Genomic DNA, 14,475 nt, shown 5'->3' with positions numbered 1-14,475 from the left:
AACCCCGCGTTACAAGCCGGGGGGTGGGGGGGTGCTCGCGTCGGCGGGGGAGGCCGGGCCGGGGCGACGCTGAGGTGGAGCACGGCCCCTTTCCACCTCCCTGCAGCCTCGGTAGAGTCCCGCGAATGTCCGCACACACCCCCACGCGACGTACCCGAACCGCCCGACGACTCGGCACCGTGGTCACCGCCCTGGCGCTGCTGGCACCGCTCCCCGCCGCCCAGGCCGCCCCACCGGAGGACGCCCGCCGGATGCCCGGCAAGGTGTTCGCCGCCTACGAGTACGGCTGGTATCCGATCGCCTTCGTGGACCACTTCGTCGAGCCGCTGGAGTCCTATTGGGACGTCGACGGTCGCGGTTCGGTCCGCACGCAGAACGGGATGATCACCGTCGAGAGCACCGGCCGGGGAAGCATCGGCGCCACCCTGCGCACCAAGGCGCACGACCGGGGCCGGTGGGAGATCCGGCTGCGTGGGCGTCGCTACGAGACCGCGCACCGCAACTACACCGTCGCCGCCGAGCTGATCCCGGCCGGGGCGCGTGCGCAGAACTGCGGCGCGCGCAACGTCTCGCTCGCCAGCTTCAAGCCCACCGGCAACGCCGTCAAGCAGTACGCCCGGACCCTGCCGAACCGCTCCTTCACCAGCACCCGCAAGAACATCAACCTCACCAATGACTACTGGCACACCTACGCCGTCGAGGTGACGCCGCGACGGATCTCCTGGTTCATCGACGGCAAGGTGCGTGCCACCGAGCGCCGCAAGGCCGCACTCTCCGGCGTGCCGCTGACCCTGCGCCTGCAGCTCCAGGCCGCCCCCGGCAAGCGGATGAACCGCAGCCGGCTCCAGGTCGACACGGTGCGCTACTTCTCGCTGAAGAGCCCCAACGACAAGTCGATCCGCGCCGCTCAGCCGACCCAAGGCACGCACCGCGGCGCCTGCTGACCACCCGCGGCGGTGGCGGTCCAGTGACCGCCACCTCCGCGCGGCCTACGCGACGGCGGCCCGCACCAGCTCCTCGACCCTGCGCTCCACCGCGGGGCTCCACGCGGTGATCGCATACGAGACCGACCACATGTCGCCGTCGTCGAGCCGGGCGTTGTCCTGGAAGCCGATAGTCGCGTAGCGGGCCTTGAACTTGCCCGCGTCCTGGAAGAACACGAGCGGCTTGCCGTCCAGATCGGCGTACGCCGGCATCCCGTACCAGGTCTTCGGGGCCAGGTCGGGCGCCGCCCGCGTCACGGCGACGTGCACGCGCTCGGCCAGCGCGCGGTCCTCCGGGTCCATCTGGGCGATCCGGTCCAGCAGCGCCTTGAGGCCGTCGGCCTTCTTGGCGCCCTTCCTGCCCTCGGCGCGCAGCTCGGCCGCGCGCTCCTTCATGGCGGCGCGCTCCTCGGCAGTGAACCCGTCCGACCCGGTGTCGGTCTTCTGCGCGGACATCGTGACTCCTCTCGTCGTGGGGGCCGGCGGTCGCCGGCGCCGCAACTACGACGCTAGGCCCGCACCCGCCGCGGCGCTTCTCGATTCCTGACCATCCTCGAGAGGTGTCCGGTTCAGGCGTCCCGCCGGATCCAGCCGCGCTCGAGCCCCTCGTCGACGAGCCGTCCGGTGAGCGAGCCCAGCGTGGTCGAGGCGGCGGCGACGCCCGCCTCCCGGGCGCGCACGGCGCTCTCGGTGGCGCCCGGGAGTCGCCAGGTGCCCCCGTGGTTGAGCCAGTTGAGCACCATCGGCTCGAGCCGGTCGATGCCCTTGCAGAACCGGGCCTCGGGGGTCTGCCCGGCCTCGAACTCGTCCCACAGCGCGCGTACGCCGCTGGCCTGGTCGGCCGGAAGCAGCGTGAAGAGCCGGTCGGCCGCCGCCTGCTCGCGCTCGACCTGGCCGACCACGGCGGCCGCGTCGAAGACCGGGCTGTCACCGGCGTAGATCTCCACCAGGTCGTGGATGATCACCAGCTTCATCGCGTGCCCGACATCGATCGGCTCGTCGGCGTGCTCTGCGAGCAGCAGCACCATCAGCGCCAGGTGCCAGGAGTGCTCCGCGTCGTTCTCCCTGCGGTCGGCGGCGGCGAGCGGCGAGGCCCGCAGGATGGTCTTGAGCTTGTCGGCCTCGGCGATGAAGCTCAGCTGCTCGCGCAGGCGCTGCGGAATGTCCTCGGGCAGCGGGCTGCGCTCGATCATCAGGCCGGGGTCGTCCTCGGATTCGGGCACGACGCTGAGCCTAGGACACCACCGGGACCCGGGAGGGCGTGCTCGGTAATCCACTGGATGATCCGTGCCGGCCGTGCGAGGATCCTGCGCAGTGGCGCCGCCCAGCGCCCAGCCCGCGCGTCGGCCCCAGTCCGAGCGAGGTGGCGAAGGGGAGCAGATCCTCGGGCGCTCGGCTGGCACTCGTCGCTCCACACACTGCGGCGTACTGGGGACGCGGCGCAGGCGAGGTGAGGACAGTGACCAAGGATCGCGACTTCAAGCAGGTCGTCCGGGCGAGGATGATCCGGACGGGCGAGACGTACACCGCCGCCCGTGCGGCGATCGCGCAGCGGGCCGCGCCGATGACGGCGGTGGCTGCAGACAGCGCCCACGACTCGGCCCACGACACGGCGTACGACGAGGCGCGCCGCGACCAGGAGCGCCTGGTCGCACGCCTGTTCGCCGAGGGCCGGCTGGCCCGGATCCCGGCCAAGCGGAAGACCCGGGCGGCCGCTCTGCTGGAGGTGCTGACCCGCTTCGAACCCGGCCGGGTCTACACCGAGCCCGAGGTCAACGCGGTGCTCCTCGGCGTCCACGAGGACTTCGCCTACCTGCGACGCGAGCTGGTGAACTACCACTACCTCGAGCGCGGCGAGGGGCGCTACCGCGTGGTCGCCCGGGTGCCCGAGCGGGCTCCGCATCAACGCCAGGAGCTGCCGGCCTGGGAGGCCGCCTGGCTGCCGGGCTTCGTGCACGGAGGGTCCGCGCCGAGCGCTTCGGCCCCCTCGGGTCCTCAGCAGACGCGGTCCGGGTGATCGAGCAGGGTCTCGGCGATGCTGCGGGCGAGCGTGACGGTGCCGTCTCGCTCGTCTCGCAGCCGCATGGCCAGCCGCCCCGAGACCACGAGCGTCAGCGCCTCGGCGAGGCTCGCCGCGTGGGAGCCGACCAGCGGCGTGCCCAGCTCGGTCAGCCGGCTGCGTAGCGCCTCCGATTCCTGCTGGAGCGCCGCGGCCAGGACCGGCGGCGGGTCGGGGTACTCGGCTGCGGTGCCCAGGAAGGCGCACCAACGGGCGGCGCCCGGTCGCCGTTGGAACCGGTCCAGGGCGTCGAAGACGGCCAGCAGCCGGGCCCGCGCGTCGGGCGCCTCGGAGATCGCGTCGTCCCACACCGACAGCCACTCGCGATGGCGCCGCTCCAGCGCCGCGGCCACCAGGCCCTCCTTGCTGCCGTAGGCGCGGTAGAGCGTCGCGGGGGAGACGCCGGCGCGCGCCAGGATCTCGTCGACCGGGGTGTTGACGACCCCGTGGTCGAAGAGCAGCTCCTCGGCGGCGTCGAGGAGCTTGGTCTGCGTGCTGGTGCGAGTGGCCACCCGGTTAGCCTAGACTCGGCAAAGTGAAACGCACGTTATCGTTTGGTGGACGTCGTGAGTCGGCTCTGGTGCTCGCCGGCATGGGCCTGATCGCGGCCACCTACGGACTGGTCCGGCTGGCCTACGGACTGTTCCTGCCCGACATCCAAGCCTCGCTGTCGATGAGCTCCGCGACCGCCGGCTACGTGTCCTCGGGTGCCTCGCTCGCCTACTGCGCCGGCGCGCTGTTCGGCCTCGCCGGCGGGGACCGGTCGCGCGCCCTCGTCCTGGGCGCGCTGGCGACCGCCTCGCTCGGATCTGCCGGCATGGCGCTCGCGCCGGGGCTGAGCCTGTTCGTGCCGGCCGTGATCCTGAGCTCGACCGGCGCCGGGCTGGCCTCCCCGGGGCTGGTGGCCATCGTCGCGCGCACGATCGCCGAGCCGCACCGGGACCGGGCCCAGGCCGTGGTGAACGCCGGCACCGGACCGGGCCTGGTGGCCGCTGGGCTGCTCGCGCTGGTGCTGCTGCCGCAGTGGCGGCTGGGGTTCGCGATCAGCGCCGTCGTCACCACGGTGCTGGGGATCGGCGTCCTGGTTCTGGACCGCCGCGGCGCCGCCTGCGCCGCGCAGGCCTCCCGGCGGCGTGGCGGGGGCTGGCTGCGGGAGTTGCTGGCACCGGCCAGCGCCGCCGCGCTGCTCGGGGCCGCGTCGGCGGTGGTGTGGACCTATGGCCGGGCCCAGTTGGTCGCCGAGGGTGCCAGCGACTCCTCCTCCACCTTCGCCTGGATGGCCCTGGGCGGGGGCGGGGCGGCCACCGTGCTCACCTCCCGGGCATTGTCGCGGCTGCTGCCCGCGCGGGCGTGGCTGCTCACCGCGGCCAGCGTGGCCGTGGCGATCGCCGTACTCGGGCTGGCCCCCGGCCACCTGGCGGCGGCCGTCGTGGCGTGCGTCGTATTCGGGTGGGGCTTCGTCGCCGCGACGTCCGCGCTGATCGCCTGGACCACGCTCCTCGCGCCGGAGCACGCGGCGCGCGGCACCTCGTTGCTCTTCGTCACCCTCGTCCTGGGACAGGCGGCCGGCTCGTCGGCGGCTGGGAGCGTCGCGGAGGGTTACGGGCTGCCCACCGCGTTCCTGCTCGCCGCCGCCACCGCCGTAGTGGCTGCCTCGTGCGGACAGCGCAGCACTACGCGTGCCGCCCGGCGGGAGGTCGACGCGCGCGTCGACCAGGCCGTCGACGACGGCGCGGGACCGGGCTAGCGCAACGGCTGGCTCGCCCGCGATGCGTCGGCGCCGGAGCTGGAGTCCCGGGACTCGTCGTGCATGCCGTGCCAGTCCAGGACCAGCACGGTGGCGTCATCCTGCAGCGCGTGTCCGGCGGCCGCAAGCGCGCTGTCGGCCAGCGCGCGGACCACCTCCCGGGGATGCAGGCCGCGGGAGTCCCGGATGGCGCTGGGCAGGTCGGCGCCGGCGACGTTGCGCTCAAGCATGCCGTCGGTCACGAAGACGACCCGGTCCCCGGGCTCGAGGGCCACCTGGGTGCTGGCGTAGGTGCTGTCGGCGAACATCCCCAGCGGCAGGCTGATGCTCAGCTCGGGCGAGGTCAGCGCGGAGCCGCGCAGCAGGTACGGCGCGACGTGCCCCGCGTTGACGATCTCGAGCGAGCCGGTGCGCAGCTCGAGCCGGGCGATCAGGCCGGTGACGAAGTCGTCACCCGCGCGACTCGCCGCCTGCTCGGACAGGGCGATGTTGGTCGCCGAGACCTGCTCGCGCAGCGACATGCCGCGCCGGCGGGCCCCTCGCAGACCTCCCAGGCACACGCTCGCGGTCAGCGCGGCGTCGACGCCGTGCCCCATCGCATCGGTCAGCGACAGGTGCAGCGAGTCGCGGGCCAGGCTGTAGTCGAACGTGTCGCCGCCGATGCTGGCAGCCGGCTCCAGCCAGCCGGACAGCGTGAACGCCGCCGCCTCGCACGTGCGCGCCTCGGGGAGCAGCCGCTGCTGGATCTCCGCGGACAGGCTGAAGGCCCGGCTGCGCTGACCCCACTCGAACAGGTCGGTGTGGCGCCGGTTCGCGATCACCACGAAGGCGAGGATGTGCGCGACCTGGGCGATCTCCGCGACCACCTCCGGGTCGGGTGCGCCAGGAAGGTACATCTCGAGTAGGCCGATGGTCTCGCCCCGCTCGGTCACGGGCGCGAGCACCCGCCACGGGCCGGGGTGCTCGCCGGTGCCGTCGGGGGCGAGCACCTGGACGGCTTGGGTGCGAACGGCCTGCTCCTCCGGGCCGCCGTCGAAGGGCACCACCGTGGCCGACTCCTCGTCCTCGCGGCGCTCGCGATCGACCTGCGCGTCGGGAAGGTGCGGCACGGACGCGCGCGACACGTGCGCCAGACGCACCAGGGCTCGCCCGGACAGGTCGGTGATCAGGAAGGAGACGGCCGCCGCGCCGAACGCGCGTCCGAGCTCCCGGGCGACGCCCTCGACCGCCTCGACCGGTGAGGCCGCCTCTGCGGCCTCCAGCACGCGTCCGACGTCTGTGAGCCTGCGCCGACGCATCATGCTGCGGAGCATAGCGGCCGGCTATCGGCCCCCGGACGCCGTACCCGGGCGTGGTCAGCGGCCCCGCGCGCTCAGTCGAGTCGGTACGGCGACGGGGGTCCGGGTGGGTCCTCTCCGACCCGGCCGTCGATGGCCTCGCGCAGCAGATCGGCGTGACCCGTGTGGCGCGCGTACTCCTCGATCATGTCGACCAGCAGGCGTCGCAGCGTCAGCGCCTGCCCGTCGTCGAGCTGATACGTGGTGCCGGGACCATCCGGCTCCAGAGCCTGCCGGACGGCGGCACGGGAGCGGTGCACCGCCTCGCGCCACCACCCGTAGAGGGCCTCGGGCGAGTCGTGGTCCGCGGAGTCGAAGACCCATGCCGATCGGGTCGCGGCGGCCACGTCCGCCCAGGGTGGCGGCAGCTCGGCACCCGCCAGGGAGTGGGTGAAGTTCAGGTCCTCCAGGTAGGCAAGGTGCTTGAGGAGCCGGCCGAGGGAGAGCTCGGAGGACGGCAGCCGCCTGGCCAGCGCGGCGCCGTCGAGGTCGGCGCACTTCCACGCGAACGTCGCCCGCTGCCGCTCCAAGGACCCCAGCAGCGTCGAGGCCTCATCACCGATGGCCGGCGGCTCGGGGTGCCCGACGTGCTGCGCCACGTCGTCGTCTCCGGAGGACGCGACCTGATGGAGGGGTCGCGACAGCAGGCAGAACTCGTTGCCCTCCGGGTCGGCCAGGACGACCCACGAGGCGTCGGCCGGCTGGCCGACGTCGACCCGGCACGCCCCCAGGGCCAGCAGCCGGTCGAGCTCCGTCTCCTGGGTGCTGGCGCCCTCGTGGCGCAGGTCGAGGTGCAGCCGGTTCTTCATCCGCTTGGCCTCCGGGACCCGCGCCACGTCGATGCCCGGCCCCGCCCCGGCGCCCGGACCGATGCTGATCACCTCCGCGTCGCGCTCGACGACCCGCCACCCGAGGGCCTCGCACCAGAACCGCGCCACCAGCTCGGGGGCGACGGCATCGATGACGATCGCGCTGAGTCGGTTGACCATGCTGGGCCCTTACCCCTGTCCGGGCTTCGGCACTCGTGCGGCCCGGGCGGCCTGCGCGAAGCGGGTGAGCCTCAGCCGACGTCGCGACGCCGGAACCCCGCGAACGCCACCGCGAGGAACGCCAGGAGGAAGGCGCACAACCAGGCCAACCCACTCCACTGGGGCGCCGCCGCGGTGACGTCGGGGACGTGTCGCAGCGGGCTGATGTCGAGGGCCCAGTCCCACAGGTTGAACGTCGGGCCCAGGATGGTCAGGCCGAACGTCGCGATCACCCCGGCCCAGCCGACCAGCCTGCGCGAGGGCGCCGCGCCGACGGCGGCCAGCGCGAGGGCGACGAGCACCCACACCGCGGGGATGGTGGCGACGGCCTGCCAGACCACGTCGCCGACAGCGATGCTGTCGTCCTGGCCGTGCGCGACCAGGCCCAGCGACGTGCCGGCCAGCAGCATCGCGGCGGCCGTGCCGAGCAGGGCGACCACGGTGTTCGAGGTCAGGTAGGTGCGGCGGCGCAGCGACCCGGCGAGTAACGGCTCCAGGCGGTGGTCGACCTCCTCGGCGTAGATCCGCTGGGCGACCTGGACGCCCATCACGGCCGCGATGATGGCGATGATCTGCAGGATCGTGACCAGGAACGCGAAGGAGAAACTGGAGGAGGTCGCGGCACCGGCGGCCATCACGTCGCCGACGGCGGGGTTGTCGGCGAGCAGGTCGCCCACCGAGGTGACCAGGTTGCCGAAGAGCAGGCCCAGACCGGCGAACGCGATCAGCCAGGCCACGAGCGATCCGCGGTGCAGCCTGAGCGCCAGGCCCCAGATGTTGCCGGCGACACCCGCCTGCGCGGGGCCCGGGCGCTGGGCGAGCACGCCCTGACCGAAGTCGCGGCGACACTGCAGCACGAAGCCGGCCGCCACGAGCACCACCGCCAGGGCCAGCGCGGGCAGCAGCGGCCACGGATTGTTCGCCGTGGCGGGGCGGGTCTCCGCCAGCCACCCCAGCGGGGTCAGCCAGGTCGCCCAGTCCGTGGCGCCGGAGGTGTCGAGGTAGCCGCGCAGCACGTAGCAGACCCCGAGCACCGCCACGCCCAGGCTGGTCGCAGTACGGGCGTCGGAGCCGAGCTGCGAGGTGACGGCCGCGACGCCGGCGAACATCAGCCCGGAGGCGGTAAACGTGGCGGACAGGGTGAGGGTGGCCGCGACGCCGCCCCCGCACAGGATCGTGACCAGGAAGGACAGGACGCCGAGCGCCACGGAGGCGATCGCGGCCATCGTGACGGCGACGGCGAGGCGCGAGCCGCGCGCCAGCACCCCCGAGGCGAGCAGCTCGGCCTGCCCGGAGTCCTCGTCGGCGCGGCTGTTGCGCACCACGATCAGAATCGCCATCAGGGCGGCGAAGAACGCGCCGAGCTGGCCCGCACGCCAGGCGTTGAACCCGTCGGCGGTGCTCAGGTCGCGGGCCGGGCCGAAGATCAGCGACAGCGCGGGGTTCGCGCCGAGGCTCCCCGCCAGCGCGGCGCGGTCCTGGGCGTCGGGGAAGATCCAGGCATAGGCCAGGATCGAGGAGGCCGACAACACCGAGGTCAGCACCACCCAGGGCGCGATGGCATGGGCATCCTGGCGCAGGGACACCTTCAGCAGCGGTCCGACGCCGGCGAGGCGGTGACGGCCCGTGGCGGCGGGGGAGCGCGGTGCGGAGAGGACCGAGCTCACGGCCGGGCCTCGTGGGCGGCGGTACCGGCCGGGGACTCGGTGCCGGAGCTGCCGTCGTACTGGCGCAGGAACAGGTCCTCCAGGGAGGCCGCCGAGACCGTCAGCGCGGAGAAGTCGTGCCGCACCAGCACGGCCATCGCGGCGCTGACCTGGTCGGGTGACAGGGTGACGCTCAGCCGCCGGTGCTCGTCGACGACCGCGTCGCGCAGCACGCCCCGGGTATCCGGATCGGCGAGCGGCTCGGCGAGGGTCGCCCGGATCGTCACGCCGGCCTGACCGCGCAGGTCCTCCAGGGTGCCGGTCTGCACGATGCGGCCCTGACGGATGATGCTGACCCGGTCGGCGAGCGCCTCCACCTCACTCATGATGTGGCTAGAGAGCAGGATCGTCTGCCCCTTCGCCTTGGCCGTCGCCACCTCCTGCTGGAAGACCGCCTCCATCAGCGGGTCCAGGCCCGAGGTCGGCTCGTCGAGGATGAGCAGCTCGACATCGGCGGCCAGCGCGGCCACGATCGCCACCTTCTGCCGGTTGCCCTTGGAGTACTGGCGTCCGCGCTTGGTGGGGTCGAGCTCGAAGCGCTCGATCAACTCGTCGCGGCGTGCCCGGTTCAGCCCGCCGCGCAGGTTGCCCAGCAGGTCGATCGCCTCACCGCCCGAGAGCGCCGGCCAGAGCACCACGTCGCCGGGGACGTAGGCCAGCCGCCGGTGCAGGTCGACGACGTCGCGCCAGGGGTCGCCGCCGAGCAGCTCCGCCGAGCCGGCGTTGGGGCGCAGCAGGCCGAGCAGCACCCGGATCGCCGTCGACTTCCCGGCACCGTTGGGTCCCAGGAAGCCGTGCACCTCACCGCGCGCCACCTCGAGATCCAGGCCGTCGAGGGCGGTGAATCTGCCGAACCTCTTCACCAGGCCCTGGGTGCGCACCGCGGGGGCCTGGTCGGGGGCGGGGGACGTGGTCCGAGCCGGTGAGGTCGAGGTCATGACGTGCTCCTGTTCAGGAGGCGGGCGCGGGGGAGTGCTCCGTGGCGGGGGCGGCCGGGAGCGGGACGACGGCCGGGGCGTCGGCCAGGTCGCCGTACAGGTAGTGCGAGACCGTCGGCGCCACCAGGGCGGCCAGCTGGTCCGCCGGCATGCTCGCGAGCGGCTCGAGCTCGAAGACTCGGCGCAGCAGGCACAGGCCGAGGACCTGGCTCACCACCAGGGACACCCGCTCCCGGGCCTCGTCCGGGGGCAGGTCGCCGACCAGGGCGGTGGCGACGGCGCGCAGCACGGTCGCTCCGAAGAAGTCGCGCAGCAATTCGGTGTCGCCCTTCGTGGCCACCGCGCGGCGCATCATGCTGACCATCGCCGGTCCGGTGTCCGGGGAGTCCCACACCCCCAGGAGCGTCTGCACCAGACGCAGCGGTGCCTCCTCGGCGCCGGTGGCCGCGATCTGCCCGGCCAGGGCCACGGGGTCGATGGGAATCTCCAACGCCGCGCGGAACAGCCCCTCCTTGTTCCCGAAGTAGTGCAGCACCAGCGCCGGGTCCACCGCCGCACTCTTCGCGACCGCACGGATCGAGGTGCCGGCGAACCCCTGCTCGGCGAAGAGCTCCCGGCCGGCCTCCAGGATCGTCTGCCGCGTCTCGGCGCGACCCGGGCGACGTCCGGTCCGGCCCCCGCGGTCGGGGGCGGACGACCCGTCGCCGGGGGCGAGGGCGTCGGAGCGTCGGTCGTCACGGGTCATCGCTGCTCCAGGGTGGAGGAATTCAACACCTGTTGAGTCAACGGTAGACCCGGATTCCGGGGAAGGCCACAGATTTCGGGCGCGGGGCTGTCGGTTTCCCCGGCCGACCGGCGAATCCTGAACTTGTCGGCCGAAACTTCGCCTGACAAGTTCAGCGATCCCCGGTCGACCGGGGAAACCACCACCCGCCGGGCACCCCCGCGCGCCCGCCCGCAGTCCGCGCCGCCGGAGGCGCGAGCCGACGAGCTGCCTCGGCCGGGCGGTCAGCCGTGCACGAGGGCGAACGTCGCCAGCGCGTGCACCAGCGACTTGCCCTCCTGCTCCACCTCGGCCTCGCACACGGTGATGTTCTCGCCGCGCTTGTGCACCTTGGCGCTCACCTCCAGCGGCCCGGGCTTGCCGGGGCGCAGGTAGGTGATGCTGAGCTGGCTGGTCGCCGGGGTCTCATCGCCGATGGCGCTGCGCACGGCCGCGCCCATCGTGGTGTCCACCAGCGTCGCGAGCAGCCCGCCGTGGACGGTGCCGGCCGGGTTGAGGTGGCGCTGCTCCGCCTGCAGGGTGAGCGTCGCCGTGCCGTCGGCGGCCTCCGGAGCCTGGGCGCCGATGAGTTCGATGAATCCGAGGTCTGTGTCAGTCACGCGGCGCCAGTACCCATCCGCGCGCTCCCGACTCAGGAATCCGCCGATGGGCTGCGGTCGTCACGCCCCAGCGTTGCGGGGCCTTCGCTTCAGCTGATGAGGAGTCGGCCCAGCGCGATCAGGGCGATGGCTGCGAACAAGGTGCTGAGCCCGTCGAAGCGGAAGGCGCCCGGTGTCCTCCCGACGATCACGATCGTTGCGCGGACCAGCAGCACCACGCCGACGAGCATGAGGAGGACGCCCGCTCCGTCCGCGGTGCTCATCGGTCCTCAGATGAGCTCACTGAAACGCTCCACCTTCTCCTGGGGGCCGGACACGATGACGATGTCGCCGTGACGAACGACGGTGGCCTCGGTGGCGTGGGTGAAGTCCTCGCCGGCGCGCTTGACGCCGACGATCGTGACGCCGTGCTTCGTGCGAACCCCCGACTCGCCCAGGCTGACGTCGAGGACGTGGCGCGGGGGTGTGGTCTTCACGATCGCGTAGCCGTCGTCGAACTCGATGTAGTCCAGCATCCGTCCCCGGACCAGGTGGGCGACGCGCTTGCCCATGTCGTGCTCGGGACGCACCACGTGGTGGACGCCGATCTGGTTGAGGATGCGCGCGTGGGAGTGGCTGATCGCCTTGGCCCACACGTTGGGCACCGCCAGGTTGAGCACCACCGAGGCCGAGAGCAGGCTGGCCTCGAGGTCGTTGCCGACACCGATGACGGCTCGGTCGAACTCGTGGACGGCGAGCTGGCGCATCGCCTCCTCGTTGGTCGAGTCGGCCTCGACCACGTGGGTGAGGCGCCCGGCGAGCGACTGCACGATCTTGCGATCGCAGTCGATGCCGAGGACCTCGGTGCCCTCCTTGACGAGCTCGAGGGCCAGGGACCTGCCGAAGCGCCCCAGACCGATGACGACGACTCCGCTGGTGTGCTTGGACCTAGCCAATGAGAGGCCGCCCTTCCGGTAGCTCGTACAGACGTTGCCGCTCGCGCATCGCGAGAGCGGAGACCAGGGTGATCGGGCCGAGCCGGCCCAGGAACATCAGTCCGGTGAGGATCAGCTGGGCCGAGGCCGGCAGGTGCGGCGTGATCCCGGTCGACAGGCCCACGGTCGCGAACGCGCTGACCGCCTCGAAGAGGACCGCGTCGGTCGACACTGCGGTGAGCTCCAGCAGGGCCAGCGTCGCGGTCGTCACCGCCGCGACCGACAGCAGCGCGACGGTGAGCGCCTGCCGTGTCGCGCGGTCGTCGATGCGCCGGTCGAAGGCGTCCACGTTGCGCTCGCCGCGCACCTCGGCGTAGATCACGTAGAACAGGACCAGGAACGTGGTGACCTTGATGCCACCGGCCGTGCCCGCGGAGCCACCGCCGATGAACATCAGCACGTTGGTGCCCAGCAGCGTGCCCTCGTGCATCTGTCCGTAGTCCAGCGAGTTGAAGCCCGCGGTGCGCGGCATCACCGCCTGGAAGAACCCGGCCAGCAGCCGGCCCGGGGCGTCGAGTGCGCCCAGGGTGCCGGGGTTGCTCCACTCGTTGGCGGTGACGAAGAGGGTTCCACCCGCCAGCAGGACGCCGGTCATCGCCAGGGTCATCTTGGTGTGCAGGCTCCACAACCCCGGGGCGCGCAGCTGCTTGCGGAGCTCGAAGAGGACCGGGAAGCCCAGGCCGCCGGTGATCACCGCGACCGCGATCGGCAGGCAGATCCACGGATCGGCGACGAACCCCATCAGATTGTCGGAGTAGAGGGCGAACCCCGCGTTGTTGAAGGCCGAGACCGCGTGGAAGACGCCGTGGTAGATGGCGGTGGGCAGCGCCTCGTCGTACCCGAGGCGGAAGCGGAGAGTGAGGCAGAGCGCGGTCGCTGCCTCGAAGATCAGGCTCACCTTCACGACGCCCTTGATCACCGAGCGCACGTCGCCCAGGCCGACCGCCTTCGTCTCGGCGGCCGCGGTCAGGCGGGTGCGCAGCCCCATCCGCCGCGACACCAGCAGCCCGAGGAGCGAGGCGAGGGTCATGATCCCGAAGCCGCCGATCTGGATCAGCAGCAGGATGACGCCCTCCCCGAAGCCCGACCAGTACGACGGGGTGTCGACGACGGCGAGACCGGTGACGCAGACCGCGCTGGTGGCGGTGAACAGGGCGGTCACGATCGGCGCGCCACCGTCGCCGGTGCGTGCGACCGGCAGCATCAGTAGCACGGTCCCGGCTGCCACGGCGGCGGCGAACCCGAGCACCACGGCTTGCGAGGGATGGCGGACCAGTCGCCGCGACGAAGGCCGGCTGCGTGAGAGGCCCAGCAGCTCCGGCACGGCGAGACACTCCACTGGGTCGAGGTTGCTGGGAAGCGGAGGCCGCTTCAGCGCAGGTCGCGCCTGTCCGCCCCCACCCTGCCCCGTAGCGGGGGCACCGCGGCGCCAACAGGCGTTAAGACGGCGTCAAGATCTGCCGCTCCTGGACGTGGGGCCCGGGCTGCGCCGGTCATCGCCCCCGGAAGACCGGCCTGCGCTTCTCCGCGAACGCCCGCGGCCCCTCCTTGGCGTCCTCGGAGGCGAAGACGGCGGCGCCCACCCGGGCATCGTCGCCCCAGCAGTCGTCCTCGTGCCTGCCCTCGGAGTCGCGCATGGTCTTGAGGATGGCCTGTACGGCGAGCGGACCGTTGGCCACGATCTGGTCGGCGATCTCGTGCGCCTTCGCCAACGCCGTGCCGTCGGGCACAACGTGCCCGATCAGGCCGATCTCCTTGGCCTCGGCAGCCAGGACGTGGCGGCCGGTGAGCAGCAGCTCGGCGGCCACGGTGTAGGGGATCTGGCGGACCAGGCGCACGGCGGAGCCGCCCAGTGGGTAGAGGCTCCACCGGGCCTCGGAGACGCCGAACTTGGCGGACTCGCCGGCGACGCGGATGTCGGTGCCCTGCAGGATCTCGGTGCCTCCGGCGATCGCCGGGCCCTCGACGGCCGCGATCAGCGGCTTGCTGAGGCGGTAGCTCTTGAGCAGCGACTTGATCCGCGAGGGGTCGAAGTCGCCGGAGGCGAAGCTGTCGCCGGGGGCCGTGCGGGTCATCGCCTTCAGATCGGCGCCGGCGCAGAAGTAGCCGCCGGCCCCGGTCAGGATCACCGCACGGACATCCGCGTCGCTGTCGGCGCGGTCCCAGGCCTCGCTCATCAGGGCGAGCATCTCGCCGGACAGCGCGTTGCGGGACTCGGGCCGGTTCATGGTCACGATGAGCTTGTGGTCGGCGTACTCGACCAGGCAGTGCGGCTGCTCGGCGGTGGGTGTGGGCTCGGGGATGGTGTCGGTCACCGGTG

16 protein-coding genes are annotated in these 14,475 nt (G+C 72.6%); 3 read left to right on the top strand and 13 right to left on the bottom strand.

Annotated elements, in window-relative coordinates; genetic code table 11:
* Positions 1 to 125: 125 nt before the first annotated feature.
* A complete protein-coding gene (locus AC6EH9_RS11125) occupies positions 126 to 944 on the top strand; it encodes a hypothetical protein (protein ID WP_498423087.1) in 819 nt (272 codons plus the stop codon).
* 45 nt (positions 945 to 989) lie between these two features.
* Here the strand turns inward: AC6EH9_RS11125 and AC6EH9_RS11120 are convergent, their stop codons facing one another.
* Positions 990 to 1,439, bottom strand: a complete 450-nt coding sequence (locus AC6EH9_RS11120) for an iron chaperone (protein ID WP_498423085.1) — start codon at positions 1,437 to 1,439, stop codon at positions 990 to 992.
* 113 nt (positions 1,440 to 1,552) lie between these two features.
* Positions 1,553 to 2,206: an HD domain-containing protein gene (locus tag AC6EH9_RS11115; RefSeq protein WP_498423083.1), complete on the bottom strand. Its 654-nt coding sequence runs from the start codon at positions 2,204 to 2,206 to the stop codon at positions 1,553 to 1,555.
* Between the two features lie 236 nt (positions 2,207 to 2,442).
* On the opposite strand from AC6EH9_RS11115, the gene AC6EH9_RS11110 reads away from it, so the two are divergent.
* A complete protein-coding gene (locus tag AC6EH9_RS11110; RefSeq protein WP_498423081.1) occupies positions 2,443 to 3,000 on the top strand; it encodes a DUF2087 domain-containing protein in 558 nt (185 codons plus the stop codon).
* On the opposite strand, the gene AC6EH9_RS11105 is transcribed toward AC6EH9_RS11110, so the two are convergent.
* Complete coding sequence (locus AC6EH9_RS11105) at positions 2,979 to 3,554, bottom strand: TetR/AcrR family transcriptional regulator (RefSeq protein ID WP_498423080.1); 576 nt, start codon at positions 3,552 to 3,554, stop codon at positions 2,979 to 2,981. The genes AC6EH9_RS11110 and AC6EH9_RS11105 overlap by 22 nt on opposite strands.
* Positions 3,555 to 3,577: 23 nt before the next feature.
* Between AC6EH9_RS11105 and AC6EH9_RS11100 the strand changes: the two genes are divergently transcribed.
* Complete coding sequence (locus AC6EH9_RS11100; RefSeq protein WP_498423078.1) at positions 3,578 to 4,789, top strand: MFS transporter; 1,212 nt, start codon at positions 3,578 to 3,580, stop codon at positions 4,787 to 4,789.
* On the opposite strand, the gene AC6EH9_RS11095 is transcribed toward AC6EH9_RS11100, so the two are convergent.
* From AC6EH9_RS11095 to AC6EH9_RS11050, 10 genes are all read right to left on the bottom strand, one after another.
* Entirely contained in the window at positions 4,786 to 6,090 is a 1,305-nt protein-coding gene (locus AC6EH9_RS11095; protein ID WP_498423076.1) for a PP2C family protein-serine/threonine phosphatase, read from the bottom strand. The two genes, AC6EH9_RS11100 and AC6EH9_RS11095, sit on opposite strands and share 4 nt — an antisense overlap.
* Positions 6,091 to 6,161: 71 nt before the next feature.
* Entirely contained in the window at positions 6,162 to 7,115 is a 954-nt protein-coding gene (locus AC6EH9_RS11090; protein WP_498423074.1) for a mycothiol transferase, read from the bottom strand.
* A 71-nt stretch (positions 7,116 to 7,186) separates the two neighbouring features.
* Positions 7,187 to 8,821: an ABC transporter permease gene (locus AC6EH9_RS11085; RefSeq protein ID WP_498423072.1), complete on the bottom strand. Its 1,635-nt coding sequence runs from the start codon at positions 8,819 to 8,821 to the stop codon at positions 7,187 to 7,189.
* Positions 8,818 to 9,798 carry an ABC transporter ATP-binding protein gene (locus tag AC6EH9_RS11080; protein WP_498423070.1) on the bottom strand — a complete coding sequence of 327 codons (981 nt, stop codon included), beginning with the start codon at positions 9,796 to 9,798 and terminating at the stop codon, positions 8,818 to 8,820. Before AC6EH9_RS11080 ends, AC6EH9_RS11085 begins: the two co-directional genes overlap by 4 nt.
* A gap of 13 nt (positions 9,799 to 9,811) precedes the next feature.
* Positions 9,812 to 10,543: a TetR/AcrR family transcriptional regulator gene (locus AC6EH9_RS11075; RefSeq protein ID WP_498423068.1), complete on the bottom strand. Its 732-nt coding sequence runs from the start codon at positions 10,541 to 10,543 to the stop codon at positions 9,812 to 9,814.
* Positions 10,544 to 10,806: 263 nt separating this feature from the next.
* A complete protein-coding gene (locus AC6EH9_RS11070) occupies positions 10,807 to 11,181 on the bottom strand; it encodes a PaaI family thioesterase (protein ID WP_498423066.1) in 375 nt (124 codons plus the stop codon).
* A gap of 89 nt (positions 11,182 to 11,270) precedes the next feature.
* Positions 11,271 to 11,444: a hypothetical protein gene (locus AC6EH9_RS11065; RefSeq protein WP_498423064.1), complete on the bottom strand. Its 174-nt coding sequence runs from the start codon at positions 11,442 to 11,444 to the stop codon at positions 11,271 to 11,273.
* Between the two features lie 6 nt (positions 11,445 to 11,450).
* Complete coding sequence (locus tag AC6EH9_RS11060; RefSeq protein ID WP_498423062.1) at positions 11,451 to 12,116, bottom strand: potassium channel family protein; 666 nt, start codon at positions 12,114 to 12,116, stop codon at positions 11,451 to 11,453.
* Positions 12,109 to 13,479: a TrkH family potassium uptake protein gene (locus AC6EH9_RS11055; protein WP_498423139.1), complete on the bottom strand. Its 1,371-nt coding sequence runs from the start codon at positions 13,477 to 13,479 to the stop codon at positions 12,109 to 12,111. Before AC6EH9_RS11055 ends, AC6EH9_RS11060 begins: the two co-directional genes overlap by 8 nt.
* Before the next feature lie 169 nt (positions 13,480 to 13,648).
* Positions 13,649 to 14,470 (bottom strand): crotonase/enoyl-CoA hydratase family protein, encoded by an 822-nt coding sequence (locus AC6EH9_RS11050; RefSeq protein ID WP_498423060.1) that lies wholly within the window; start codon positions 14,468 to 14,470, stop codon positions 13,649 to 13,651.
* Positions 14,471 to 14,475 lie beyond the last annotated feature (5 nt).

The sequence above is a fragment of the Nocardioides sp. Z21_20 genome (assembly GCF_059766585.1).
The sequence above is the reverse complement of the archived record's forward strand: the minus strand, read 5'-3'. Positions and strand labels throughout refer to the sequence as shown.

Coding starts and splice junctions, on each gene's coding strand:
- AC6EH9_RS11065 (WP_498423064.1), bottom strand. CDS start 11,444: ATGAGCACCGCGGACGGAGCGGGCGTCCTCCTCATGCTCGTCGGCGTG.
- AC6EH9_RS11090 (WP_498423074.1), bottom strand. CDS start 7,115: ATGGTCAACCGACTCAGCGCGATCGTCATCGATGCCGTCGCCCCCGAG.
- AC6EH9_RS11080 (WP_498423070.1), bottom strand. CDS start 9,798: ATGACCTCGACCTCACCGGCTCGGACCACGTCCCCCGCCCCCGACCAG.
- AC6EH9_RS11095 (WP_498423076.1), bottom strand. CDS start 6,090: ATGATGCGTCGGCGCAGGCTCACAGACGTCGGACGCGTGCTGGAGGCC.
- AC6EH9_RS11120 (WP_498423085.1), bottom strand. CDS start 1,439: ATGTCCGCGCAGAAGACCGACACCGGGTCGGACGGGTTCACTGCCGAG.
- AC6EH9_RS11075 (WP_498423068.1), bottom strand. CDS start 10,543: ATGACCCGTGACGACCGACGCTCCGACGCCCTCGCCCCCGGCGACGGG.
- AC6EH9_RS11125 (WP_498423087.1), top strand. CDS start 126: ATGTCCGCACACACCCCCACGCGACGTACCCGAACCGCCCGACGACTC.